This window comes from Conexibacter sp. DBS9H8, assembly GCF_023330685.1.
Lineage (GTDB): Bacteria > Actinomycetota > Thermoleophilia > Solirubrobacterales > Solirubrobacteraceae > Palsa-465.
The window spans coordinates 473,203-497,691 of record NZ_CP097128.1 but is presented as its reverse complement, the minus strand read 5'-3'; the positions used below and the strand labels follow the sequence as shown (position 1 = coordinate 497,691).

At 69.1% G+C, this 24,489-nt stretch carries 18 protein-coding genes; 4 read left to right on the top strand and 14 right to left on the bottom strand.

The genetic code is table 11. From position 1 onward, the window contains the following. The first annotated feature begins 23 nt into the window (after nucleotides 1–23). The gene (locus tag M3M55_RS02385) at nucleotides 24–380 is read left to right on the top strand and encodes a cytochrome P450 (protein ID WP_249011226.1); all 357 of its coding nucleotides are present in this window, start codon (nucleotides 24–26) and stop codon (nucleotides 378–380) included. Between the two features lie 284 nt (nucleotides 381–664). Here the strand turns inward: M3M55_RS02385 and M3M55_RS02380 are convergent, their stop codons facing one another. The 3 genes from M3M55_RS02380 to M3M55_RS02370 are packed head-to-tail and all read right to left on the bottom strand — an operon-like array spanning nucleotide 665 to nucleotide 3,834. After that, nucleotides 665–1,108, bottom strand: a complete 444-nt coding sequence (locus tag M3M55_RS02380) for a PaaI family thioesterase (protein WP_249011225.1) — start codon at nucleotides 1,106–1,108, stop codon at nucleotides 665–667. After that, nucleotides 1,105–2,181, bottom strand: a complete 1,077-nt coding sequence (locus tag M3M55_RS02375; RefSeq protein ID WP_249011224.1) for an LLM class flavin-dependent oxidoreductase — start codon at nucleotides 2,179–2,181, stop codon at nucleotides 1,105–1,107. Before M3M55_RS02375 ends, M3M55_RS02380 begins: the two co-directional genes overlap by 4 nt. A 15-nt stretch (nucleotides 2,182–2,196) precedes the next feature. Further along, the gene (locus M3M55_RS02370; RefSeq protein ID WP_249011223.1) at nucleotides 2,197–3,834 is read right to left on the bottom strand and encodes an NAD(P)/FAD-dependent oxidoreductase; all 1,638 of its coding nucleotides are present in this window, start codon (nucleotides 3,832–3,834) and stop codon (nucleotides 2,197–2,199) included. Nucleotides 3,835–3,987: 153 nt separating this feature from the next. On the opposite strand from M3M55_RS02370, the gene M3M55_RS02365 reads away from it, so the two are divergent. From M3M55_RS02365 to M3M55_RS02355, 3 genes are all read left to right on the top strand, one after another. Continuing rightward, nucleotides 3,988–5,370, top strand: a complete 1,383-nt coding sequence (locus M3M55_RS02365) for a cytochrome P450 (RefSeq protein WP_249011222.1) — start codon at nucleotides 3,988–3,990, stop codon at nucleotides 5,368–5,370. Continuing rightward, nucleotides 5,363–6,238 carry a short-chain dehydrogenase/reductase gene (locus M3M55_RS02360; RefSeq protein WP_249011221.1) on the top strand — a complete coding sequence of 292 codons (876 nt, stop codon included), beginning with the start codon at nucleotides 5,363–5,365 and terminating at the stop codon, nucleotides 6,236–6,238. Before M3M55_RS02365 ends, M3M55_RS02360 begins: the two co-directional genes overlap by 8 nt. Nucleotides 6,239–6,393: 155 nt before the next feature. After that, nucleotides 6,394–7,032: a TetR/AcrR family transcriptional regulator gene (locus tag M3M55_RS02355; protein WP_256469033.1), complete on the top strand. Its 639-nt coding sequence runs from the start codon at nucleotides 6,394–6,396 to the stop codon at nucleotides 7,030–7,032. Between the two features lie 227 nt (nucleotides 7,033–7,259). Here M3M55_RS02355 and M3M55_RS02350 read toward each other — a convergent pair whose 3' ends face one another. The 11 genes from M3M55_RS02350 to M3M55_RS02300 form a co-directional block, all read right to left on the bottom strand. After that, on the bottom strand, nucleotides 7,260–8,231 hold the full coding sequence (locus M3M55_RS02350; RefSeq protein WP_249011219.1) for an alpha/beta fold hydrolase: 972 nt from the start codon (nucleotides 8,229–8,231) through the stop codon (nucleotides 7,260–7,262). Between the two features lie 609 nt (nucleotides 8,232–8,840). Next, nucleotides 8,841–10,253: an MlaD family protein gene (locus M3M55_RS02345; protein WP_249011218.1), complete on the bottom strand. Its 1,413-nt coding sequence runs from the start codon at nucleotides 10,251–10,253 to the stop codon at nucleotides 8,841–8,843. After that, a complete protein-coding gene (locus M3M55_RS02340) occupies nucleotides 10,253–11,518 on the bottom strand; it encodes an MlaD family protein (protein WP_249011217.1) in 1,266 nt (421 codons plus the stop codon). The genes M3M55_RS02345 and M3M55_RS02340 overlap by 1 nt, the downstream gene beginning before the upstream one ends. Beyond that, nucleotides 11,515–13,320: an MlaD family protein gene (locus M3M55_RS02335; RefSeq protein WP_249011216.1), complete on the bottom strand. Its 1,806-nt coding sequence runs from the start codon at nucleotides 13,318–13,320 to the stop codon at nucleotides 11,515–11,517. Before M3M55_RS02335 ends, M3M55_RS02340 begins: the two co-directional genes overlap by 4 nt. After that, entirely contained in the window at nucleotides 13,317–14,753 is a 1,437-nt protein-coding gene (locus M3M55_RS02330; protein ID WP_249011215.1) for an MlaD family protein, read from the bottom strand. The genes M3M55_RS02335 and M3M55_RS02330 overlap by 4 nt, the downstream gene beginning before the upstream one ends. After that, complete coding sequence (locus M3M55_RS02325; RefSeq protein ID WP_249011214.1) at nucleotides 14,753–16,126, bottom strand: MlaD family protein; 1,374 nt, start codon at nucleotides 16,124–16,126, stop codon at nucleotides 14,753–14,755. Before M3M55_RS02325 ends, M3M55_RS02330 begins: the two co-directional genes overlap by 1 nt. An 8-nt stretch (nucleotides 16,127–16,134) precedes the next feature. Beyond that, on the bottom strand, nucleotides 16,135–17,442 hold the full coding sequence (locus M3M55_RS02320) for an MlaD family protein (protein ID WP_249011213.1): 1,308 nt from the start codon (nucleotides 17,440–17,442) through the stop codon (nucleotides 16,135–16,137). A 116-nt stretch (nucleotides 17,443–17,558) separates the two neighbouring features. Then, nucleotides 17,559–18,374, bottom strand: coding sequence for an ABC transporter permease (locus tag M3M55_RS02315; protein WP_249011212.1), 816 nt, complete (start codon nucleotides 18,372–18,374; stop codon nucleotides 17,559–17,561). Further along, nucleotides 18,371–19,141, bottom strand: a complete 771-nt coding sequence (locus M3M55_RS02310; RefSeq protein ID WP_249011211.1) for an ABC transporter permease — start codon at nucleotides 19,139–19,141, stop codon at nucleotides 18,371–18,373. The genes M3M55_RS02315 and M3M55_RS02310 overlap by 4 nt, the downstream gene beginning before the upstream one ends. 678 nt (nucleotides 19,142–19,819) lie before the next feature. Further along, on the bottom strand, nucleotides 19,820–20,764 hold the full coding sequence (locus M3M55_RS02305) for an MBL fold metallo-hydrolase (RefSeq protein WP_249011210.1): 945 nt from the start codon (nucleotides 20,762–20,764) through the stop codon (nucleotides 19,820–19,822). Further along, on the bottom strand, nucleotides 20,754–24,020 hold the full coding sequence (locus tag M3M55_RS02300) for an MMPL family transporter (RefSeq protein ID WP_249011209.1): 3,267 nt from the start codon (nucleotides 24,018–24,020) through the stop codon (nucleotides 20,754–20,756). Before M3M55_RS02300 ends, M3M55_RS02305 begins: the two co-directional genes overlap by 11 nt. Nucleotides 24,021–24,489: the final 469 nt, after the last annotated feature.

The window sequence follows — 24,489 nt, the reverse complement described above, 5'->3', positions numbered from 1 at the left end:
GAGCACCGTCGTGGGTGCAGACAGTGCAGTTCCTCACGCGCCCAGATCTGTTTCTGGAGCGCAACTGGCGTCGCTACGGAGACATCTTCCGTGCGCGCATCCGGGGCTTCGGCACCGGCACGAACGTCGTCGTATCGAACCCGAGACATGTCGAGCAGCTGTTCAAAGCAAGCCCGAACGACGTGCGCCTGGGAGAGATCGCCAAACGACCGCTGGTCCCGATCGCCGGCCCAAATTCCCTGCTCGTGCTCGATCAGCCCGAGCACCTACGGCACCGCAAGCTGCTGCTGCCGCACTTCCATGGCCAGCGCATGCTGGCCTACACCGACATCGGACAACGGCCAGACAGCAGGAGGCAGCGCGGCCAAGCGGGCACGTGACGCCGCTTGGGCGGCCGCTCAAGCACACCGACGACCTCCGGGACGCCCACTGGCAGCTACACGAGATCACCCAGCAAGCGCGACGCTCGGGAAAGGGGACGCGTCGCCGGCGGCCGCACGCGTCGACCGAGGAAACGCTGCCGGCTGCGGATCCCGCGAGGCGTCGCCGGGGAGTCGCGGCGCAGGCCCGCGACTCCCGGAGACCTCGGCCGCAGCGCTCTCGCCACCGGTGCCGGAGCCGCAGGCGGCGCGACCTGGAACTCGACAACGTCATTGCCGCCGCGTCACGCGCGCGGCGTCACGATCGTGATCGTGCCCTGCGCCGCGCACACCAGCCGCTCAGCGCTGTGGAGCTCGCCGCGCACCACGGCGCTGCGCTTGGTCATCGCCAGCACGCTCGCGTGCGCCTCGACTGCGCCGGCCTGGACGGCCGTGACGTAGTTGAGCTTCAGCTCGGTAGTCGCTCCCCAGCAGCCGGGCGCCATCAGCGGATACACGACCGCTCCGGTGACGTGATCGAGGATCGCCGCAAGCGCGCCTCCATGCACGTTCCCCGAGGGCGTGATCAACTCCGGTTCGAGGTTCGCTCGCGCCCACAGCCTTCCGGGCTCGATTCGGACCAGCTCGATCCCGAGATACGCGGGCAGCCCTCCGAGGGTGCTCCCAAACTGAAGCATCTGCGCTGCGATCCGCTCGTCATAGCGCTCCCCGAACTCGGTGGCGCTCATCGCTGGCCCGAGCGCTCGAACGCGCGGATCACGGCCCGCACGCCGTCGATCCCCAAAAACGCGGGCGGCCACAGCAACGGCCGCTCATACACGCCGGCCCACCGCTCCTGAAAGCGCGCGCGCACCTCCTCCGCGGTCCCGGCCAACGCGATCGTGTCGAGCATCTCGTCGCTCACCGCCTCGACCGCGGCGCCGAAATCACCAGCGAGCCAGCGCTCGCGGATCCGCTCCGCTTCGGACTCGAATCCGTGATGGCGGTGAACGATCCGGTAGGTCTTCACCGTGCTGTTGAACGCCACGACCGCGCGTGCGGCCTGACGCGCCGCATCGCGATCCTCGGCGACGCTGCACGTGATGTAACCGGCGATCGGGACCGGGGCGTCGCGCCGCGCGATCTGGGCACCACGCTCCAAGGCCGGACGTACCACGTCACGGACGTACTCCGGCGTGAACAGCGGATGGCCGATCAACCCGTCCCCGACCGTGCCCGCCGCCTGCACCATCCGCGGGTTGACACCCGCGAGATAAATCGGCAGATCGATCCGCGGCGGCGGGCCGACCGGCGCCGTCGGACGCACGTCGACCCGGTAGAAGCGCCCCTCATGACTCACCGGCCCCTCGTGCAACCGTAAAAGCCGCCGAATCAGTGGCACGAGCTCCTCCACCCGACTGGCCGGATGCTCGCCGTCCAATCCGTGCCAATCACGCTGCATCCGCCGCGTCCCCGTGCCAAGCCCGATGATCAACCGCCCGCCCGTGAGCTCGTCAAGATCCCGCGCCTCGGCGGCCCACACCAGCGGCGTGCGCCCAAACGCGTACGCGATCGCGCTCCCCAGCGTCAAGGAAGAGGTCGCCGCGGCCATCGCCGCGAGCGAGACCGTCGCCGACCGGTCGTAGAACTCCGTCGCCCACGCCGACGCGAACCCGGCCCGCTCGGCCAGACGGGCGGACTCGGCAATGTCGGCCAGGCCGGTCCCACCCGTCACCACGAGAGAAAGGGCGTCGCCGTTCACATCCCGAAACGTACCAGACGGTGCATTTATGTCGCGGTCCGGACCCCTACCTGTCCGCATGCGTCATGCTCCAGCTCAGACAAATGTTTCGGCAGGCTCTGCCGTCGGGGCGTGTCCACGCACACGCACGTTGTAGGGCTCAAGGCTGAAGCACGCGAGCCGCCGACGCATTGCTCGCATGGTCCACGGCCACGCGAGAGCAACACGTCCTGCATGGTCGATGTAGTAGCTCGTGCAGCCACCAGCGAGGAAGACTGAGTGCTGCAGCGCCTCATCCACCTCCGCTGTGAAGTCTCGCTGGCCCTGTTCGGTCACGTCGATGCTCGCCAGGTCTCGCTCGCGCATTGCCCGCAGCGCGCCGGTGATGTAGTCGAGCTGGGCCTCGGCCATCACGAAGCCTGAGGCAGTGCCGATGTTGGGTCCGAACATCATGAACATGTTCGGAAAGCCTGAGATCACCGTCCCCAAGTAGCCGCGCGGGCTGCCATGCCAGTACTCGGCCAGCGTCTCACCGCGGCGGCCTCGGATCCGCGCGGCGACCGGGTGATCGGTGAGCACGTGGAAGCCGGTCCCAAAGATGATTGTGTCGACCTCGTGCTCGCCGCCGTCGGCGGCAACGATTGAGTTCTCGCGGACCTCGGCGGCCGGGGATGTGATCACCTCGACGTTGGGGCTCGCAAGCGCGGGGTAGTAGCTGTTGGCTAACAACGTCCGCTTGCATCCCATCACGTAGTTCGGGGTGACCTTGTGCCGCAAGATCGGATCCTTGATCGCGCGACGGATGTGCCAGCGACCGACCGGGTGGGCGAGGCGTGCGAGGCGGGGATGTCGGACGACGACCCCGACCAGTAAGTCAAGTGGCGCCCACTGCGCCCACCGCTCGACGTGCATGAGGAACGGCATCTGGCGCAGTGCCCAACGCTCGAGGCGCGTCGTGCGCCAGTCCAGCCTCGGCATCACCCATGGAGGAGTGCGCTGAAAGATCGTCAGCTTCGCGACCTCCGGCTGAATCGCGGGGACGAACTGAATCGCCGAGGCTCCGGTACCGATCACGGCCACGCGCCGCCCCGACAGCTCGAAGTCCGCAGGCCAGTTCGAGGAGTGGAACATCTCGCCGCGGAAGGTCGACAGACCCGGTAGGTCGGGGATCACCGGCTCGTGCAGCGGGCCGGCGGCAACGATGAACACCCGCGAGATCAGGCGGCCGCGGTTGGTCTGCAACTCCCAGTGCTGATCGCGCTCCTCCCAGCGAGCGTCGAGCACCTCAGTGCCAAAGCGCACGTGCGAGCGGATGTCGAAGTCATCCGCGATCCGGTTTACGTACCGTTCGAGTTCCGGCTGCTCGGCGAAGATGCGCGACCAATCCGGGTTGAGTGCGAACGAGAACGAGTAGAGGTGCGAAGGGATGTCGACCGCGCACCCGGGATAGGTGTTGTGGTGCCAGCAGCCGCCGAGGTGCTCGGCGCGCTCGAGGACGAGGAAGTCGTCGACGCCCTCGCGCTTGAGCGCGACCGCGGCACCAACCCCGCATATCCCGCCGCCGAGGATCACTGCCTCGACCTCGCGGACCTCTGCCGCGTCGTCGGGCTCACGCGGCGCGCCCGCCCCTTCGGGCAAGGCCAGCCGCGCCGCGAGCCGCTCCTCAGCGTCGCGGGACTCGCCCGGAGTAGCCGTGCCTGCCCGAACGACCTTCGTTGACAGCTGCGCAGCCACGGCGGGGCTCGCAGTCTGAGTGTTGTCGCGGTTGGCCGATGCGCTCTCGAATCGCATTTCCGGACACCTCCCTCTTCTCGTTGATGAAACCCCGGTCAAGATCGGATACGATTGTAAGTCAAACTTTACTTCAGCGTCCAGAGGAGCAGCATCGTGGCTTCCACCACCGGTCCGACGACACCGAACGCGTCGTTTGCGTCGCTTAGCGAGCAGCTATCCGTACCCAAGCTTCGAACGCCGTCGTGGGTTCAGACGGCGCAGTTCCTAACTCGGCCAGACCTGTTCCTCGAACGGAACTGGCAGCGCTACGGCGATGTCTTCCGCGCGAGCATCAAGGGTTTCGGCACCGGTCGACACGTAGTCGTATCCGACCCGCGCTACGTCGAGCAGCTGTTCAAAGCCAGCCCGAAGGACGTTCGGCTCGGCGAGGTCGCAAAGCGGCCGCTGGTCCCGATCGCCGGCCCCAGTTCCCTGCTCGTGCTCGATCAGCCAGAGCATCTGCGGCACCGCAAGCTGCTGCTCCCGCATTTCCATGGGCAGCGCATGCTTGCCTACACGGACATCGTGAGGGACGCCACCGAGCGCTCGATACGACAGTGGCCGGCCGATCAGCCGTTCGCTCTGCGCCCGCACATGGCGAACATCACGCTGGAGGTGATCCTCCGCGCGGTGTTCGGAGTGGAGCACGGCAGCCGCTACGAGGAACTGCGGCGCCAGTTGATCAGAATCATCGACGACAACCTGCCGGTGGTCCTGGCGCTCGTCTTTCCGGCCTTGCGGCGGGATTTTGGCCCGATCCGCTCATGGTCGACGCTGCAGGACGCCAAGGCGCGGGTCGATGCGATCCTCTACGACGAGATCGCCAGGCGACGCCGTCCAGATGCCCCGACAGGGCAGGCGGACATCCTCTCGATGCTGATCGACGCCCGCGACGCCGACGGCGATGGGCTGACCGACGAGGAACTGCGCGACGAGCTCATCACCATGTTGCTCGCCGGGCACGAGACGACTGGCTCATCCCTTGCCTGGACCTTCGACCTTCTCTTGCATCACCCGGCGATCTTGCATCGTCTGCGCGACGAGCTCGCCGCCGGCGAGACCGGCTATCTCGACGCCGTTGTCACCGAGGCCCTCCGCGTCCGGCCCGTGGTCGTGACCTCGCAGCGCATCCTCACGGCGCCTCAGACCTTCGACGGCTTCGAGATCGAAGCGGGTACGACCGTGCTCGCTTCCATCTGGGTCGTCAACCGTCGACCGGATCTCTACGAAGACCCCGCTGCATTCAAGCCCGAGCGGTTCCTCGGGCAACGCCCGGCGACCTATGAATGGATCCCCTTCGGCGGCGGCGTGCGCCGGTGCATCGGCGCGAACTTCGCGCCAATGGAGATGCGTGAGGTCATCAAGCACGTCGTCCTCTCCACCGAGCTGACCGCAGCCACACCTGACCTCGAGAAACCACACAATCGGATCGTTTTGGTAACCCCCCGCAACGGCACGATGGTCACCTTCGCCGGGCGGCGTCGCGAGCATGCCTGACACGCCCTGGAACGTCGCGGGACGGACCGTCCTCGTGACCGGCGCGGCTCGCGGGATCGGTGAGAATGCTGCTCGGCGCCTGCATGCCCTCGGTATGAACGTGGTGCTGGCTGGCCTTGAGCCGAACCGGCTCGCCCGAATATCGGAGGAACTCGGCTCAGGCGCACTCGGGGTCGAGTGCGATGTAACGTCGCGCGAGGCTCTCAGACACGCCGTCGCTGTCGGCATTGAGCAGTTCGGCGGCATCGATGTCGTCGTCGCGAACGCAGGGGTCAACGCCATCGGCTCAGTGGCGGGCACTCCTCCGGAGAGGTGGGAGCGTGTCTTGGAGATCGACCTGCTCGGAGTTGTGCGCACAGTTCAAGCCACGCTTCCGCATGTCATCGAGCGCCGCGGCTACGTCTTGCCCGTCGCCTCGCTCGCAGCAGCGGTGCCGATTCCGTTGAGCGCGAACTACACCGCGGCCAAGCATGGCGTCAACGGTTTTGCGCACGCGTTGCGGGCGGAGGTGCGCTCGCTCGGCGTCGACGTCGGCTGCGCCTACTTCGGCCTCATCGACACCGACCTGGTTCGACGTTCAAGTGCCGACCCCGCAACAGAGGCCATGCGCGCGGCGATGCCGTCGTTCCTCGATCGTCCGATTCCCGTGGCGCGAGCCGGGGAAGCAATCGCGGAAGGCGTCATGCGACGCCGCAAACGTGTGTATGCGCCTCGCTGGATTCTCCCGGCGCTGGTCGCACCGGGTGTTTTCATACCAATCGTCGAGCGCATCGGGACACGCAGCACGGCACAGGCGATTGCGATCGCGATGGAACGCGAGCGCCGAGGAGACCACGGGGCGGACACCATCATGGTCGCCGACGACTGATCCAGATCCGCCCGAAGCGAGCCACAACGCACAGCACTGGTCGGCTCGCTGGCGGCGTCCCAGCCCCCGGCTCCATCCAGCGGGAACCGGTGCCTTCCCGCCACGGATACACTCGCCCTTGGCGTCGTGTGTCGCGTGCGGCACCGGAAAAGACCATGCGAGATCAAGGCCACACGTCCGACCGCGGTCAAGCCCGGCGCAGACTTCCAGCGTCCGAGCGTCGTGACCAGCTAATTGCCGCCGCACGCAGGGCATTCGCGGAGGGCGGCTTCTCTGGCACCCGCGTGAGCGACATCAGCAAGGCCGCCGGTGTCAACGACGCCTTGCTATATCGGCACTTCGAGTCCAAGGAGGCACTGTTTGACGCGGCGATCGTCGAGCCCCTGCACAGGCACGTCGAGCTCCTCCTCAGCTTCGAAAGTCGAGCCGGCGAGGCCCTGTCCGGAGACCGCGACGCCTACGTGACCGACCTGCTCGTCGCAGTGCTTGAGGCGGCCAAGGATCTCGCGCCGCTTCTGGGCGTGATGCTCTACGGCGGGGGCGGGTACGCGGAGCCGTTCTACACGTCACAGATCGAGCCCGCGATCGAACGCTTCGCCGCGGCGATCGAGGCACACGACGAGGAATGGGAGCACGCCGACTTCTCGGCGCGACTGCTGGTGCAACTCGCGATCGGTGCGTGCCTGATGATCGCCGCTGAAGAGCGGCTTTCGGGAAAGGCAGCAGACGCCGAGCGGATCCGCGAACTCGCCGAGTTTCTCCAGGCGGGTCTCGCGCCGCGCGTCAGCACCTGAAACCCCGGCCGAGTCGCTCCGCATTGCGCGCCAAACGCCGTGCGCAACCGCGTAGCAACGTGACGGATCGTGCTCCGCGGCCGCGCGGCGCACCGGAGGCCGTTCTACGTCCCCCGAACCAAGTGCCACCGGCGGGGCCGCTCACCGGCCGGCCGACGAGTCCCTTCCAGGGTCGCAGTAACGCTGTCGACCCGCGCAATGCGAAGTGAGAGCGCTGCGAGTCGCGCTCAATTCGTCTGCTCTCGATCCGGCCGTTGGTCGGGGGCGGGTGGGGGCGGATCTTCACCGTGACGAGCGCCGAGGAACTCGAGCAACGTCGTGTTGAAGCGCGCGGGCCGCTCGAGCATCGGCATGTGGCCAGTGTCCTCGAAAACGACCACGCGGCTCGCGGGAATGACCCGGGCGAACTCGTAGGCGTCGCGCACTGGAACGAGCCTGTCCTGTCGTCCGTGCACGATGAGCGTTGGGGCGGCTATGGTCCGCAGTTCATGGCGGAAGTCGTGAACGATGATCGCATCCATCGCTGTCGTGAACCAGGGCGCTCCCGTCCCGTCGGAGATCTCGCTCAGCAGGTCGACCCTTAGGAGGGCGGGATGGCGCCAGATCGCACCGAACGCGAGACTCCGCGCCCGCGGCCGGCGTGCCAGGCCGCGATGCCCCAGCGGGGCTGTCGTGCCGACCGCGGCGAGCGTCCTCACGAGCAGCCGGTACCGGGACCGGGGAAGCTCGCAGGTGCTGAAGCCGGCGGCGTCGACGAGCACCAAACGCTCGACCCGAGACCGCACTGAGATCGCAAGCTGGGCGGCGATCTGACCGCCCATCGAGTTTCCCACCAGCGCAACCGGCCCCGTGTCGAGACGCTCGCAGAACGTCTCGATGGCGCGGGCGAAGGCCTCGATCGAGCAGCCATGAGCGAGGGATGCCGAGGCTCCGAAGCCAGGTAGGTCGAGCGCGATCACACGCCGGTGCCGCGCGGCCACCGCGATGTTCTCGAGCCAATGCTGCCAGCAGCCCGCGAGGCCGTGGATGAACACGATCGGCGGATCAGAGCCCGACCCGAGATCGACATAGCGTATCATGCAGCCGTCGACCTCCATCTCCTTGATCATCCGGCTCCACGTAACCGTGCGCCAGTCGGGGTGGTCGCTCAACCCGTAGTCCGCCCCGGGGTCGATGCGGTCCCTGAGCCTAAGCGCCACGCCCGGAACCCGCGAGTGCCGTAAGGGGGTCATTGCTCAGGATCGCCGCCAACGGTCGCTAACCCAGCTTCCCGTGAGCTGCGCTTGCGGGGGGCTGATCGAGCAGTCATTCGAGGCAAGCCCATGAGCATTCCTTTGGTGAGGCGGCCACGCCTGCGATCCCGCTGACAGGCCCGAACTTGCTGCCGGCAGTAGGTGAGCCGCTGGTCGCACAGGTTGGGTCTGCTGGACGCGAAGCCCATGATGTGCGCCCTGAGCATGTCTCCATCCATACCGCCCCCCAGTTGCGCTCGAGGAATACGTCGGGACAAGCCAGGAACCGAGCTGTCCGCAAGAGTGCAGGGATCTTGACAGCAGGGATATCACCCCGCAGCACGGTGAGGCGTCCAGGCCGTCGATGGGGCCGTTGACGACTGGGGGATCGTCGGCCCGTTGACGCGCGCCTGTTCGTGTTCTGGGTCATCGCCACTGCGTTGTGCTGAGGCTCGACGACCGATTCGGAGGCTGCCCTCGGTCGGGTCGCGCGCGCACGATCCGAGCGCTGAGCGACAACTCGACGTTGGGTGCGGCGGGGACTGGACGCGGCGCCGTGCCACGTCGTGATTGCGATCACGGCGGCGCGGGCTGCAGGTGCGGGTAGTAGGCCTTGACGCCGCGATAGGTCCATGGCCCCTGTGTCTTGCAGGGCGCGACTGAGCCGAACGGGGGGAGGTATTCGGGGTTGTGAATGTTGCGGCAGTCGTAGGAGGCAAGGCCGCCCGGCGATGAGATCAGCCGCAGGGCGCCTGGCTTGGGGTAGGCGTTGCCGCGATGGGTGGGCAGTCGCTTGACCCATCCGGAGATGCTCTCGTTCCAGAAGGTGATCACGCCGTTCGCGTAGTCCAGGATGCGTTGGCCGGGCCCGACGTAGGTGCCGTTGAAGATCTGCGCGACGTTCGCAAAGGTGGTGATCATCGAGCTGCTCACGGCTCCGAGCAGTTGCAGGACGGGGATCACCTGCCGCGCGGCCGGGTACAGCTGTTCGAGCGCCGGCGGCGCGGCGCGGAAGATCCGCTGGGCGGCGGGAAGGCCGCGCTCGCCGGCGCGCAGGACCGCCGGGAGTTCGGTGAGCAGCGCGCGGACCTGCGGTCCTACGGAGCTCACCTCCTGCAGCGCCGGCGCCAGCGGCCGCGCGACCGGGGCGAGCGTGACCGCCGCACGGTCGAGGTCGCCGCTCGCCGCACCAAGCGTCTGGGCGGTCGCGTGGAGCTGCGTGAGGAAGGCGGGAAAGGCGGCGATCGTGGCGGCGAGCGCGCGGTCGCGGTGTGCGGTGGTGCTCAGCAGCTGATCGCCGGCGGTGACGGCGGCGCGGAGTGTTCCTTCGCGGTCTCCGAGCGCGTTCAGCACCGCTGCTGAGCCTGCGACGAGCTGGCGCAGGTCGGCCTGTTGCCCTCCGATCGTCTGCATCACGGTGGCGAGGTTCGCGGTTGCCGGCGCGGCGTCTCCGAGTGCGGCATTCAGGGCTTGCGAGCGGTCCGCAACTGCCGCCGAGAGACCCTTGATTAGCTGGCGAAGGTGTGCCCGGGTGGTCGGAGAGAACGTTTGGAGGACGTCGTCGAGGCTCTGCTGGTGGGCGACGTGGCTGGCTGGTAGCCAGGAGCCGTCTTTCAGGAGCGGGGCATCGACGGGCCCGGGAGCCAACTCGAGGTAGGCCTCACCGAGCAGCGATTTCGTCCGCAGGATCGCCGACGCGCCGCTGCGCAGCGGCGCGTCGGCCGCGTCGAGCTGGACCGTGGCGGCGGCGGTGGCGTCGGTGCGGCGTACCCTGATGACCTTGCCGATGTCGACCCCGGCCATCTGTACGTCGGCGCCGGAGTAGAGGTTCGATGCGTCTGGCAGGGGGATCGTGATCCGGTAGCCGGCGGGCTGCAACGGCACCGAGCCGCCGAACGACAGCCAGGTGAGGATGCTCAGGATCACGCAGGCGAGCACGAATGCTCCTGGGACGAGCAGCTGGCGGGGTGTCGGTGAGTGTGTCTCCATCAGCCGGGGCAGAGGTCGTAGACGCCGAGCGCGAGCTTCAGGATCTCGCCGAGCCCGGCCAGGCCGGTGAGCTGCTCGCAGTTGACCATCACCATTGCGCGCGCAGCACCACCGTTAGCGTCCTGTTCGCTGAACGAGTCATAGTTATGAAACCACCAGTCAAGCCAGAACAGGAAGCCCTCGTCGTTTCCGGGTGGGTGGTAGGCGGTTTCGTTGAGCGCGTAGTTGGCGACCTGCATCACCGTTGCGAGGTTGGGCGATAGGCCGCTGAGCTCGCGTGCGGCGGGCCCCAGGTTGCCGAGCAGCGGCTGCGCCTCGCGCACCAGTGGTCGTATCTGCCTGGCGAGTGCCGCGGAGGCCTGCTCGGAGAACGGTTGCAGCGCAGAGAGCGTGGCGGGCAGCCGAGCGAATGCGGGCGTGAGGCTCGTCAGGGTTGGCGCTGATTGATCGGCGAGCTCCTTGGTGCGGACGAGCGTCGAGCCGATCGTCTGGAGCGTGCCGGGCAGCTTGGTCAGCGCGAGCCGCAGCGGTGCGTCCTGTGAGCTGAGCGCGTCGAGCGTCTGGTTGCCGGCGGTGACGAGGCTGGCGAGCTGCTGGTCTTGCGAGGCGGCTCGGGTGACCAGCGCGATGTTGTGCACGAGGCGCGCGATCGAAGCGTCTCTGTGTTGCAGCGCCACGGTGATCTCGCGGGCCTGGTCAGCCGTCGGGCCGAGCGCGAGCAGCGCGCGGCGGAGGTCGAGGCCTCTGCCCTGTGTCCCCTCCCCGAGGGAAGCGATCAGCGTGGTGAGAAAGGAGCGTGTGTCGGTGTCTAGTTGTGAGAGCAGATCCGACAGTGGGATAGGTGACGATGTCTGCCCGATCCCGATCGTCGCGCCGCCGGGTAGCGGCCTGCTGGGTGGGTGACCGGGGTCGAGCAGGACCTCCATGTCGCCCAGCGGCGTGATCGGCGCCAGCGTCGCGTTGGCATCGGCGTAGACGCGTGGGAGCTGATTGCGGTCGATCGTGAGCGTCACCAGCGCGTTGCCGTTGACGATTCGCGCGGCGGTGATCGTGCCGACGCCGACCCCCGCGACATCGACCGGCTGGCCGAGTCCCGGGGCGACGCCGTCGGCGGCGGAGAGCTCGACGTTGAGCTGGTAGGTATCGCGGAACGGGAGCGGCAGACGCTCGTGCACGAGCACGTACACGGCCGAGACGATTCCCGTGGCGATCAGCACGAGGAGCACGCCGGCGAACCCGAGGCGCTGCCAGCGCAGATGGCTCACTGTCCACCTCCGTGGCCGAGGCCAAGCGCTGACAGCAGTGACTGGATCGCATTGCCTGGGGTCGATCGGCCCTGCCCGGTCGTCGGGGCTTTCCCGAGAAGCGCGCCGACGGTGCTCGCCAGGCTGCCGCCGCGAGCCGGCGGGCCCGCCGCCGCGGGTGCCCCGGTGCCCGCCGGCGGCGCGGGGCGCGCCGGGGGGCTCGGTATCGGTACGCTCGGACCGATGGCGCCGGATCGCTGCGGAGCGTTTGCGGCGCGGCCGGTCGGGCTGAGCAGCATCTGCAGCAACCGCGCGCGTCCGGCGGGCCCATCTGAGAGCAGGGTCAGGATCGACGCAAGCTGCGCGCGCTGCCGCGCACTGGGCTGAGGGAGCGTGATCGCGTGCATCCCGGCAGGCGGCCCGAGGCTCGCGCGCGCCGCGAGGTTCGGCAGCGCCTGCTCGACGCACGGCGCGTCCGGGCGGAACGGGGGGATCACGCCGTACCCGAGCCAGGTCGGGTCGACGCCCTGGATCGCGCCGAGGCCGACGACCTTGCCGATACCGGGGATGAATCCCTCGAGAGCCTGGGCGGATTCTGTGAGACCGATCCGAAGGGTGCCGCCGTTGGCGTCGAATCCGGGGGAGACGCCACTCAGGCCGGCAGCCATATGCAGGAGGTCCTGCCACGCCGGTCGCCCGGTCGAGAGCCGCCCGTCCGGAACTTCCATGTCGAGCGCGGGCACGACGTTTCGACTCACGCACCGGGCGGCTGGGGTCAGCAGCGCGAACACGCCTCCCAGGCGCCGCTCGAGCACCGGCAGCGTGCTCGTCACCGGCGCCAAACGGTCCAGCAGCCGCGGCAGCTCGCCGGGCTGCACCAGCGCGTCGATCTGGCCGAGCAGCATAGCGGTCGAGCGCAGCGGCGCCGGGGCTGCGCGGAGCGCCGGGGACGCGACGCGGCTGAAGCGCGTCAGGACGGGCAGCGCCCGGTCGAGCGCCGTCAACGTGGAGGGGGCGAGCTGAAGCACGCCGTCGAGGCCGCGGACGCTCTGGGCAAGCGCCTGGTCCTGCGAGGCGAGCGCTCCGGCGACGTCGTTGAAGTGCGTGACCGCGCCCGCCAGCGCCGACGGATCGTGTGCCAGCTGGAAGGCGACGTCGCTCGAGGACCCCACCGCGCGGTGCAGGTCACCGGGGCTGGTGCCCAACGCGGCGTTGGCTACCTGCGTGAGCGGACCTAGCGCGCGGTCGAGCGCGCGGACGGCGCGCCGGAGTCCGTCCGCGCCGCTGTGCCCTGGGGGGCCGTCGAGGCTCTGTGCGAGCTGTGCGACGGTGCCGCGGAGCGCGTCGCGGGTTGGTGCGGTGAACACGTCGAGCGCCTGATCGATCTGCACGGGAATGGTTGTGCGAGCGATCGGGATCGTCGCCCCCGAGCGCAGCGGTGGCGCCGCGGGCGTGCCAGGATTGACGCGCACGTAGAAGTTGCCCTCGAAGATCAGTCGCGGCTCGATCGCCAGCGACGCGTCGGCGTGCAGACGCAGACTGGCGGGCCGGTCGATCTGCATCGTTACGACCGAGGTGTCGTGCGGCCCAGGGCCCACGCCGGTTACGTTGCCGATGTCCAGGCCCGCTTCACGGACCGGGTTGCCCGGCTCCAGATCGTTTGAGGAGGCGAACACCGCGCGCAGCTCGAACTGACTCTTGAACGGGAGCTGGCGCACAAACGCCGCGTAGGCGAGGACTGACAGCCCGAGCGCGGCCAGCACCGCGAGCGCGAGGTAGCGGCGTTCGCTCCCCCGACGTGCTGGTGTTCGCCTCGCGCTCATCGCTCGCCGGGCGCGGGATTGTCGAGCAGACCGGCCCTGCGTGCGAGCGTAAGCACGCCGGGCGGCGGGGTCGTGTGGATCGTCTGGTTGCTCAGCTCGCGGGGCGGGTTGGTGAGGATCTGATGGCCGGTGTAGGGCTCGTTACCCGCCTCGCACTCGCTGAAGTTCTCGGTAGGCGTGTTGTTGATCGCTACGTTCGACGAGGGCACCGCGTTCTGCAACATCTCTCCGGTCGCTCCGAGGTGCGTGAGCCCGACCAGGGCCATGCCGGGGCCGGTGCCGAACCCCAGGTCCCCGAAGCCCGAGGCGAAGTCACGCGCCCACAGCGGCACGATGTTGCACTGCAACTGGGCGGGAAGCAGCGCGGCGAGCGGCGCGACAAGCGCGTCGCTGAGGCCAGTCAGCTCGCGCACCGACCCGTCGGTGGCTGAGTTTAGGCTCAGTGCCCGCAACGCGCCGAGCGTGGGATCGAGGCGCGACGTGAAGCCCGGCAGCAAGCGCAGCGCCGGCACGCCGGCCGCGAGCGCCGCGTTGGCTGCGCGCAGGGCGCCGGGCAGCAGCGGGCCGGCGGGGCGCAGGTCGGCCAGCGTCGTGGCGAGGCTGTCGAGCGCCGGTTGCAGCCGCGCGAAGTTGCTGGTCACGGACTGCTCGGCCGGCGGCAGCGCCTCGATCGTCGCTCCGAGCGGGGAGCGGACCCGGGCGATCGCCGCGAACGTGACGGCACCTCCCGCGAACACCCCAGCCAGCTGACGGGCGACAGGCGCGAGCGCGTCCGCGATCGTCTCATAGCCGTGGAGAAACGCCGGTAGGCGGGTGCTCGGCGCGGCGAGCGCGCTACCGACCTCGTTCAGCGGTGGGAGGAGCAGGTCGAGCGAACCTAGCGTCGAGTTCAGCGCGGGCCCTCGCCCGGCGACCCCATAGCCGAGGTCGCCCAGAGACGCCTGTAGCGCGCGCGCCGTGGAGCGGTTGAACACGTCGAGCAGGTCGGTGAGCTGCACCGTCGGCTGGCTGTTGGCGAGTGGAAGCTCGCCGCCGTTGGGCACCGTGCGCGCGCCGGTTCCGGGCAGCAGCTCGACGTAGGTCGCGCCGAGGATCGAAGCCGACCCGACGCGCACGCGCGTGTCGAGCGGGAGCCGGATCGAGGGGTCTAGCGCCAGCTGCAACCGCGCGAACGGCTGTCCGTCCGTCCGCTGCTCCGCGGAGACCGAAGCGACCTGGCCGACGCGGACGCCGCCGATCCGGACCTCGTCGGTCGGGATCAGCCGGTCGGCGTTAGGCACAGCTACGCTGACGTCGTAAGTGCTCTGCCACGGCAGCCCGCGGTTGGAGGTGTAGGAAACGTACACCGCGAAAACGAGTACGGCGATCGCGAGCACGCCGACGATCGGGAACAGGCGGTCAGGCCGCCGGCGGGTCTTGGCAGAGAACGGCATCAGCGCAGCAGGTACCTGAGCAGGGCGTTGAGCTGCGTCGCCGAGAACCGGGGGCTGGCCGGTGCGGCGCTTGCAGCCGGAGTTCCGGTCGGCGCGGTCGCCTGACCCCACACCGATGAGCTCTGAAGCTGCGGGCCCGCGCTAGGAGCGTTGACCGGGACCGTGCCGCGCCCCGGTGCGGTGTATGCATGGCTGCAGCCGGCTGCGGGCGACAGTGGGGCTCGGAGCCAGCCCAGCAGGCAGCGCGTCTGCAAGGTGATCACGACGCCCCCCATGTGCGAGATCGGGTCGTACGCTGCTGACATTGTCGCGAGCTTGTACGCGAGGTTCAGGACCGCTTCGAAAGCGCCAGTGTCGCGCAGGTTGACCAGCAGCCTGCTCAGGTTGTGCGTCACGGGGCCGGCGTGGACGCCGAACGTCCGCAGGTGGCGGACCACCGGCTCGACAGCCGGGATTGCGCGCCGCGCAATCCCGGCGGCGTCCCGAAGCGGGCGGATAGCCGACAGGCCGGTCTGCGCGAACGCCGGGATCGTGTGCGTGGCCAGCGTCAACCCGGGCGCGGCGGCACGCAGGTCAGCGAGCAGCGGCGCGGCGGTCGCAGCCACCGTGCCCAGCGATCCCATCGCCCTGTCGGTGGCGTCGAGCATCGCCGGCAGATTCCGAACCGAGTCCGCCAGGGCCGCTCGATGGGCCGCGGTGGTGCGCAGCACGGCGGCGGCCCGGTCGACGAAGTCTCTGACGCCGCGATCCTCGCGGGCGAGCTGTGAGAGCACGACGTCGCTCTGCCCGACCGCGCGAGCGATCTCCGAGCGCTGCTGATCGAGGATCGACAGCACGCGCTGGGCTTGGGTGAGTGCCGGGTTCGCGCTCTGCAGGATCGCGTTCAGGCTCTCGCCGCGGCCGGCGGTGCCGATCCCGAGCTCGTCGATCAGGACTTTCAGGCGCTGGTCGACGGGGAGCGAGAAGATGTTCAGCACCTCCTGGAGGGAGACTGGTACCGCGGTGTGGGAGAGCGGCACCGTCGGGACCCGGTTCGGCCCGGCCGCGAGCGGAGGCTCCGTGCGCGACCCCGGGTCGCATTCCACGTAGTTCTCGCTGATGAATCCTTCGGGCAGGATCTGGCAGCTCGCGTCGGCACGGAACGGAGCAAACCGCCGGTCAATGCTCATCTGCAACAACGCGACCGGTCCAGGTTCGAGTCTGACCGCGGTGACGGTGCCGACCCGCGCGCCGGCGATCTTGACGAGCTGGCCGGAAACCATGCCGTCCGCCGTGTCGAATACCGCATCTACTACCACGCGAGAGTTTCCGCCCCAGGAGCTGAGTAAGACGAACACCGCTGCTACCGCAGCCAGCGCAGTGACCACCAGCACGGTCCACCTCATGGCTGGTTCACGCTCGCGGGGAGATCGTTCGAGGGATCGCACAGCGATCGGTCCGGGATCCACGGATTGGACCCGTCCGGCGCCGGCGGCTCGGCCCCACCCGGGCATGCGGCGCTGCTCTTGCGCGTGCTCAGGACGCCCGGGACCAGCGGGAACTTCGAAAGCACGGCCGCCGGCAGGCCAGCGAGCAACGTCTGTAGGTTCTGGACAAAAGTGAGTCGTCCGTAATGACCGTCGGCGTTGTAGTTGGAGGCGAGGATCCCGGCGAGGCCGTTCGTGAGTCCGAGGGTGAAGTCGACGCCGTAGATCCGGATCCCCGTCAGAATCGGCATCAGCCCCTTGAGCGCTGGCGTCAGTGAGCCGAGCGCGTCGACGGCGGGCCCGGCGAGCGACGCAAGCCCCGCGAGCGAGCGGCGCACGCCCGGAAGCAGCGCACGCAGCCGCGAGACCACCGGCTCGCTGGCCTGTAACGTCGGGCCCAGGCGCCGCACAAGCGTTGCCAGCGGCCCAGCAGCCGATGGAACCGCGCGCAGCGTCGGGCGCAGCGCGACGACCGTCGCGGACAGGCGCGCAAGCGTGCCCCGCGCTTGCACCAGCACCCCCGGCGCGCGGGTGAGAGCGTCAGCGAGCACGGCGCGCTCGGACGCCAACGCCTCCATCACCCGAGCGGTGTTGGCGACCGCGGCGCTTAGCGCGCCGCTGCGCGAGCTGATCGCGGAGGCCGCAACAGCCGACTCGTCGATCAGTCGCCTCAACGCATAATGGTCGTAGCTGAGCTCGCCCGCGACACCGTCAACAGCCCGGAGGGCCGGATCGAGCTTTGCGAGCACGCCGTTGAAGTAGCTCGAGCCGGAGCCGGCAAACACCTGGTCACTTCGCGCGATCAGGCTCTGGAGATCCTGGCGGGTCGGGCGATTCAGCGTGTCCAGGATCGCGTCGAGATCGACCATCCCAGTCGTCTGGCTGGTCGGCAGCACGGCCCCGTCGCGCAGCGCCGGCGCAGCCGGCGGCCCAGGCGTGAGGTCGATGAACTGGTTTGCCACTCCCGCCTGACCGACGGCCCGAATCTGGGCGCGAGTGCCGACGTGGAGCGGAACGATCTGCGAGTCGGTGATCGAGAGCCTGACATTTGCCAGCCCGTCTTTGGTCACGGTCAGGCCGGCGACGGTCCCCACGGGCCGGCCGGCGACCTCGACGAGACCGCCGGTTACGAGTTGGCCCGCGTTATAGAACCGAGCATTGATCGTGTAGGACTCGCCGCCTGCCAAGAGGATCGCCAACGTGACCGCTGCAGTGAGCAGCAAGCATCCCCAGGCGAGCGTTCCGACCGGCAGGCGACCACGCAGCCCGGATCGGTCCGCCGGACCGTGGGGTCGCCTCCAGCCCCCGCGTCGCGCCGCTGTGCTGTGCGTAGTGCTGCTCATCCGCCGATCGGCAGGCGGGCGTGACCGCCGCCCCAGAACAGTTGGCTCCCGAAGATCCCGATGATGTGGATCCCGATCAGATTCACGACCATCGCCTTCGCTGTAGCACGGCCGACTTCCACCGGGCCGCCCGACACCGTGTAGCCGAAATAGCAGCCGACGAGCACCACAAAGGTCCCCATCGCCATGCCCTTAACCCCGGAGAAGAGGTAGTCAGCAGGACTCTGGAACTTCCAGAACAGCTCCAGATAGCCGCCCGCTGAGACCTGGCCCACCTGCAGCACGACCGCGATGAACGACCCGATGAACGAGACCAGGATGCCCACCGCGTAGACGAACGGCAGGATGATCCACGACGCCAGCAGCCGCGTCGAGCACAAGTACACGACCGAGTCGAGCCCCATCACCGCAAGCGCATCGATCTCCTCGGTGATGCGCATCGTGCCGAGCTCGGCCACGAACCCCGTGCTGACCTTCGCGGCCATCATGTACCCAAACGCATACGGAGCGATCTCCCGCAGGTCGGCGATCGACGTGAACGCGCCGGCAGCTGCCGGCGCGCCGACCATCCGTGCGCCGTAGGAGCCCTCTATCCCGACCACCAACCCAAGCGCGAACACCAGCCCGAGCACGATGATCACAGAGCCCGTGATCAGAATGCCAGCCTGCCGGAGAACCTCTCCGAAATAGGGACGCACCCGCCCGTCGCCCAGTCCCCGAACGACGAGCCAGAAGAAATCGATCGCACGGCCGACCGACACCAGGGGCGGCAGCAGCCGACCCCGCACAGCTTGTGGCCCGTCAGTGATCATCGCGTCTCGGACAGGATCGGATGCGTGGCCAGCAGCAGCTGGGTGAACGTGTAGTCGATCGCGCCGATCGCCAGGAAGGCGATCACCACGGCTTGGTTGACGGCACGACCGACGCTCTCCGCGCCGCCCGAGACGTTCATGCCCTTGTAGCAGCAGACGACCGCGATCACGGTCCCATACAGCCCCGCCTTGAGAAACGACGCCCCCAGCTCAAGCGGCGTCGCATTGGCAAAGAACGTGGCGAAGAACGGACCCAGGGGAGCGTGGTTCTCCGCCACGACAAGCATCGCTCCGACCATACCGCTGACCAACGCCAAGATGTCGTAGAACACCGCGAGCGCCACGAGCGCGACCAGCCGCGGCACGACGAGGCCCTTAACCGGATCGACGCCGAGGACGCGCAGCGCGGCGGTCTCCTCCCGCACCTGACGCGCACCGAGATCCGCGCAAATGGCCGTGCCAGCCACGCCCGCCACGACGATAGCTGTCACCAGCGGCGCGAACTCGCGCACCTCGATCAACTCGTAGGCAGCGCCGAGCCGGTCCAGTGCACCGAACAAGGCAAGGAAACTCGATGCTTGGATACCCGCCGGCCCGAACGCGAGCGCGAACGAGGTCAGGATCAACGTAAACCACGAGATCCGCAGCGCAAAGCGGAACTGCGAGGCGAGCTCCGGCCCATACGACATCGGTGGGCGCACACCACGCACGAACGCGATGGCCGCCAGATGACACATACCGCCGATCTCCGCGACGAACGACGGCAACGCGGGACGCCAAGGCCCGCCCGGATCCCAACCAACACAGCGATATCTGCTTGTCTTCCTCGGCAGCACAGTCGTCTACTCCTGTAGTAAGTAAACCTTGCCTTCGCGCCACGCGCAACCTAGAACCTTCGATCCGGTCCGATCGGCCCGACGGTCCCGAAATCCGCACTAGGCCGACGCCGCCACTGACTCAGATCGTTGTCCGTGTAGACCCACCTCGGCTGTGGCCTGGCCCAGCACAGGCACGAAACCTGCCCCCGCCCCGCTCGATGCCGTATCCGAGCCGCATTTGGTGCGTCGTTGAGCCACCCGCGTGCTCTTCACGGCCAGGAACGGACCACGCGGCGCATAGCTGAACGCCGATGGCGGGATGGGAGGCGGAGGCCGATCGAGGAGACGCCCCTCTCATCGGGGCTCCCGACCGCGATGTTGGACCTCCCCCGGTTTGAGGCTGAGACTTCGAGAGGCGCGGAGCGACGAGTGCCCCGCCCATCAAAAGCGGCTTCCATGGTTCGGCGTGAGAGCGGAGGCTCCGATCCCGCGATCGGCGCCGCCAGCGGTCGCGCGACGGGCGAGCCGAAGCGGCGAGTCAAGGCAGGTCCTGGGGTCGCGAAGTCAGACGCACAGGAGCCTGATTCGGTGGGGCTCGTGGGGGGTCGGCGTTGGCAGAGCGGGCGTCTACGTGAGCGACCAGGTTCCGTGTTCGTCGACGTTGGCTTGGCGTTGTTGGCGGAGGTGTTCGAGGTGGGCGTATGTCTCCATGTGGGCGAGCATCTTGTCGGCGGGTTGGCTGTGGTCAGCCGTGAACGTGACGGTCGTCAGTTCGGCGAGCGTCCGGGGGCCGCCGCGTAGCGCGTGCCGGAGGGTGTCGAGCCGTTTGATGTGGTGGACTTTGAGTTCGTTCGCTCGTCGGCCGGCGTCGCTGTAAGGGGGGCCGTGGGCTGGTAGTACGAGGGTGATCGGGAGTGCGGCGATGCGGTCGAGGGAGGTGAGGAACTGGTCGAGCGCGTCGCTGCCGTCGAGCGCGGGTTGAATGTTGGGGGTGTAGCCGGGAAGGAGCAGGTCGCCGCAGAGCAGGATTCCGTCGCTTGCGCGGTAGAGGCAGATGTGGCCTGGGTCGTGACCGGGGGTCCAGAGCACTTCCCAGTCGCCGAGCCGGTCGCCGTCGTGGATCGGGTCGATCTCGGGGACGCCGGCGATCAGTTCTGAGAAGCCGCCGAACGCGCGCGCGAGCTCGCGCGTGTTCGGCCACCCAGCGGGCCTGCGCGCGGGTGGGCCGTGCGAGGCGAACCGCAGGCTTGAGAGCGTGCCGGGGTGCGCGAGCACGCGGTCGGTGAGAGTGGTCGCGATGCCCCAGTGGTCGATGTGCCCGTGTGTGATCAGCACCCGGCTCGGACGCGCGTCGAGGGTGGCGAGCCCGGCGTCTAGCGCGTCCTCGGAGCCGCGCGCGCCGCAGTCGATGAGCAGTGGTCCGTCGGGCGTCTGGAGCATGTGGACGTGGAGGTGATCGGGGGAGTCGATCGCGAGCGGCACCGTGAACCGCGTGATGCCGGGCGCGGCGGTGTGCGGGTTGAGCGCGACATGAGGGGTGGCGCGTCGCGCCGCTTGGGGGTCAGGCGGCATGTGGTGCGGGGCAGGGCGGCGTGGTGGTGTCGTGGTGGATGGTGGGGAGGTGGTGGTCGAGCCAGGCGGGGAAGTAGAAGGTGACGGGTCCCGCGAGCCGGATCGCGGCTGGGAGGAGGATCAGCCGTACGAGGGTGGCGTCGATCAGCACAGCGCTGGCGAGCCCGACGCCGGCCTGGCGGATGAGGCTGAGCTCGGCGAACGTGAACGCGATGAAGACGGCGCTCATGATCACGGCCGCGCCGGTGATCACCCGGCCGGTGCGGTCGATCGCGAGCGTGATCGACCGCTCGAGATCGTGCGTCTGCTGCCAGGCTTCGCGGATGCGCGTGAGAACGAATACCTGATAGTCGAGCGAGAGGCCGAACACGACGGTGAAGGTGCTGAGTAGCGAGAGGATGTCGGCGTAGCCGGGGCCGCCGAGCGGGGGGTGGTGGCCTTGGAAGAGCAGCTCGACGATCCCGAACGACGCGCCGACGGTCACAAGGTTGAGCGCGACGCTGATCGCTGCGAGCACGATCGCGCGGAGGATGATCGCGAGCAGGATCGCGGCGGCGATGCTGAGCGCGATGATCAGGATGGGTAGCGCGTCGCCGAGGGTGTGCTGGTAGTCGGCGAGTTGCGCAGCGACTCCGCCGAGATAGGTGTTCGCGCCGGTCGCGCTGGCGAGTGCGGGGAGTTGCTGTCGTAGGCGCGCGCGTAGCGCACGGGTGGCGGGGTCGTTCGGTCCGCTGTTAGGGATGATCGTGATCCGGGCGGCCTGCCCGCCGCCCTTGAGATTGACGGTGTATCCCGCCTGTGTCCGCGCGCTCTGGTCAGCGCCGTCGAGCGCGGCGAGGACGAAGTAGCCGGAGCTCAGCAGCCGCGGAGAGCGACTCTGGAGCTGTGAAAGCTGTTGGGCTTGGTTTCCGCCTGTGGCGGCCTGTGTGGTCTGCCGGCTCGCGTTGTCAAGCCCGGCTTGCAGCGTCTGCGTCTGGCCGGCGCCGGACGCAAGCCCGTTGGCCAGCTGCCCGCTGCCGACTTTCAGTCGGGCGAGGCCACCGGCGAGCCGGGCCGCGCCGTTTTGGAGTGCTGCGAGGCCGGCGGGCAGCGCGCTGCTGCGCTGAGAGAGTTGCGCGAGCCCCTGCTCGAGGGTGCTCGCGCCACCGGCGAGTGTCGCGATCCCGGCTGACAGCCGGCTGGCACCGGCGGTGAGGCGGCCCAGGCCGTTGGCGAGCGTGATCGCTGCGGCGTTCAGTTGCGCGGCGCCGGCGGCGGCCTGAGAGAGCCGGGTTTCGGCGGTTGCGAGCGCGGGGCTGAGCCCGAGGTAGCCGGGCTCGACGGGGCTACCGGTCCGTGGGTCGCGACCGGTCGTGAACGCGTCCAGCTCCCCCGCGGCTCGCAGCGCCTGCTGGTAGCGGGGGTCGAGCTTCCCGACGGTCATGCCTTCAAGCGCGGACAGGAGTGTCGCGGCGTCGCCGGTGGCGGTGTCGGAGGCCGTCTTGAGCTGCGCGAGCTGACCCTGGCCGGCGGCCAGCCCGGAGGCGAGCTGGCCGGCGCCGGTCGCGAGCCGGCTCGAGCCGGCCGCGGCCCGCGCAAGCGCTCCCGTCAGCTGCCGTGAGCCGCCGTGCGCCGAGCTGATAGCGCCGGTGAGCCGGCCGGCGCCCGCGGCGGCCTGGGCGAGCGCCCGGCGCAGCGTCTCGGCACCGGCGTGCGCCTGGGCGAGCGCCGCCGAGAGGCGCGTCGCCGCGTCGCTCGCTTGAGCGCCGCCGGTCCCGAGTGCGGACGCGGCGGACCGGGCTTGGAGCAGCCCGCTGCGGAGCTGCCCGACCCCGGAGCTGGCGCGCGCGAGCCCAGCGGATAATTGCCGTGCCTGGCCGCCGCTGTCAGATAGCGAGCGTCTGACCTGCTCGGCGGTCCCGGCCGCGTGCAGCAGCGTCGGGTCGCGCGCGGCGATCTCGCCGGGGCCGATCACGGTCCGCACGTCGCTCATCCGCGCGATCCGCTCTTGCCAGCGCTCGATCGCGCGCAACCGGCGAGGCGTCGTCACCGGGCCGTTCGGGTCAGCGACATACACCTCATACGGCGCCGACCAGCCAGGCCCAAGAACCTGCGCCACGCGCTCTGACTGCACTCGCGTCTGACTTGCCGGCGGCAGGTCGCGCACGTCGGGCGGCCCGGTCGTCAGCGCAAACGCCTGCGTGCCAACCGCGACGAGCGGGACCAGCGCCGCTGCGGCCGTCAGCAGTGGACGGCGCTGCACCGCACGGGCGAGGCTGGCCCAGCGGCCATCCTCCCGGGGCGGGCGCCCGATCCGCCACCGGTCGATCCGCGCTCCGAGCAGCGCCAGCACCGCCGGCACCGCAAGGTATGCGCCGCCCATGCTGATCGCCGCGACCACCGCGACGCTCGCGGCCGCCGAGAGCAGGAAGTTCCCCGGCGAGAGAGCGATCGCGACGATCATCGCGACGATCAGCGCGAACCCCGCGAACAGCACCGGCCCACCGGCAGCCGCCTGTGCGCCCGCGGCCGCCGATCGTGGATCGCGGCCGTGGGCGAGCTCCTCCCGGAACCGGGAGACGAGCAGCAGCGAGTAGTCGACCCCGAGCGCCAGCCCCATCATCGACGTCAGCGCAGTCGCAACGTCCGAGATCTGTAGCCGGGTCGCGAGTAGTCCGACCGCACCGAACCCGGCCTGCACCGCGGCGACCCCGAACACCGCCGGGATCAACGCGGCGATCGGGGAGCGGAAAACGAGCAGCAGCACCAGCAACAGCACCGGGATCGCGACCATCTCCGCGTTATGGGTGGCGGTCAACGCGTCCGCCTTCAGCGCGCCGCCGATCACCGAGAACCCGCTCACCGAGACCCTGACCGGCGAACGGGTGAACCGCTGCGCCAGCGACCGGACCGCCTCCCCCGAACTCCCGACCAGCAGATTCTTGGTCTTCACCAGCACGAGCACGACGGCCGCGTCGCGCGCGGGACGCAGCTCCGGGATCGCGGCCCCTTGATCCCACGGCGAGAGCACCGTGTAGCCGGGATGCGAGCGCAACCTCGCGACCAGCGCGCGACCCTGCGAGTCGACCGCGCGGCGCGGACCCTGCAACAGCACCGGAATCTCGGCTTGCAGCCCGAAATATCTCGCCTCGACCTGCTCAGCCCGGTAGCTCGCCGACCCCGGCACATTGAGCGAGCTCGGCGCTATCCGCGATCCAAAACTCAGCCCCTCGACCGCTAGGACGCCGATCACCAGAGCCCACACGAGCAGCGTCAACCTGGGTCGCTCAAGCGAGAAACGCGCCGCGCGGGTCACGACGAGAAGGCTTCCTGCCCGTCCACCCCTTGAAGGTACCAAACGGTGCAGTTTGCTGCACCGAGCGGTGCGACTTGGTGCTCAGCCCTGGAGATCCCGCTGCTGGGTGCCGCCCAGGAACGTCTCGGACAGCAGCTCCGCGCGCTCCCGCAGCGGATTACGATACAAGCTCATCCGATGCCTCGAGGGTGTGACGTTCGAGTCGGCGGCCTCGGTGCAGCAGGGAAAGGCATGCGAGCAACAGCGCTGCGATTACGGCGGCGGTGACCCCGACGGTGACGCTCGGGTCGTCGGAGATCGCTCGGGCGCCCAGCGCCAGCAGCACCGCGCCCAGCGCTCGTGCCAGCAGCTGGAGCCCGCGCATCGCTCGTTCCCACACGGCTCGGTCGAGCACGGGGCCGGGAGTCGGTGAGGACGGCGGCTTGTGATT

Coding starts and splice junctions, on each gene's coding strand:
- M3M55_RS02305 (WP_249011210.1), bottom strand. CDS start 20,764: ATGCCGCCTGACCCCCAAGCGGCGCGACGCGCCACCCCTCATGTCGCG.
- M3M55_RS02330 (WP_249011215.1), bottom strand. CDS start 14,753: ATGCCGTTCTCTGCCAAGACCCGCCGGCGGCCTGACCGCCTGTTCCCG.
- M3M55_RS02345 (WP_249011218.1), bottom strand. CDS start 10,253: ATGGAGACACACTCACCGACACCCCGCCAGCTGCTCGTCCCAGGAGCA.
- M3M55_RS02355 (WP_256469033.1), top strand. CDS start 6,394: ATGCGAGATCAAGGCCACACGTCCGACCGCGGTCAAGCCCGGCGCAGA.
- M3M55_RS02315 (WP_249011212.1), bottom strand. CDS start 18,374: ATGATCACTGACGGGCCACAAGCTGTGCGGGGTCGGCTGCTGCCGCCC.
- M3M55_RS02360 (WP_249011221.1), top strand. CDS start 5,363: ATGCCTGACACGCCCTGGAACGTCGCGGGACGGACCGTCCTCGTGACC.
- M3M55_RS02380 (WP_249011225.1), bottom strand. CDS start 1,108: ATGAGCGCCACCGAGTTCGGGGAGCGCTATGACGAGCGGATCGCAGCG.
- M3M55_RS02375 (WP_249011224.1), bottom strand. CDS start 2,181: ATGCGGACAGGTAGGGGTCCGGACCGCGACATAAATGCACCGTCTGGT.
- M3M55_RS02335 (WP_249011216.1), bottom strand. CDS start 13,320: ATGAGCGCGAGGCGAACACCAGCACGTCGGGGGAGCGAACGCCGCTAC.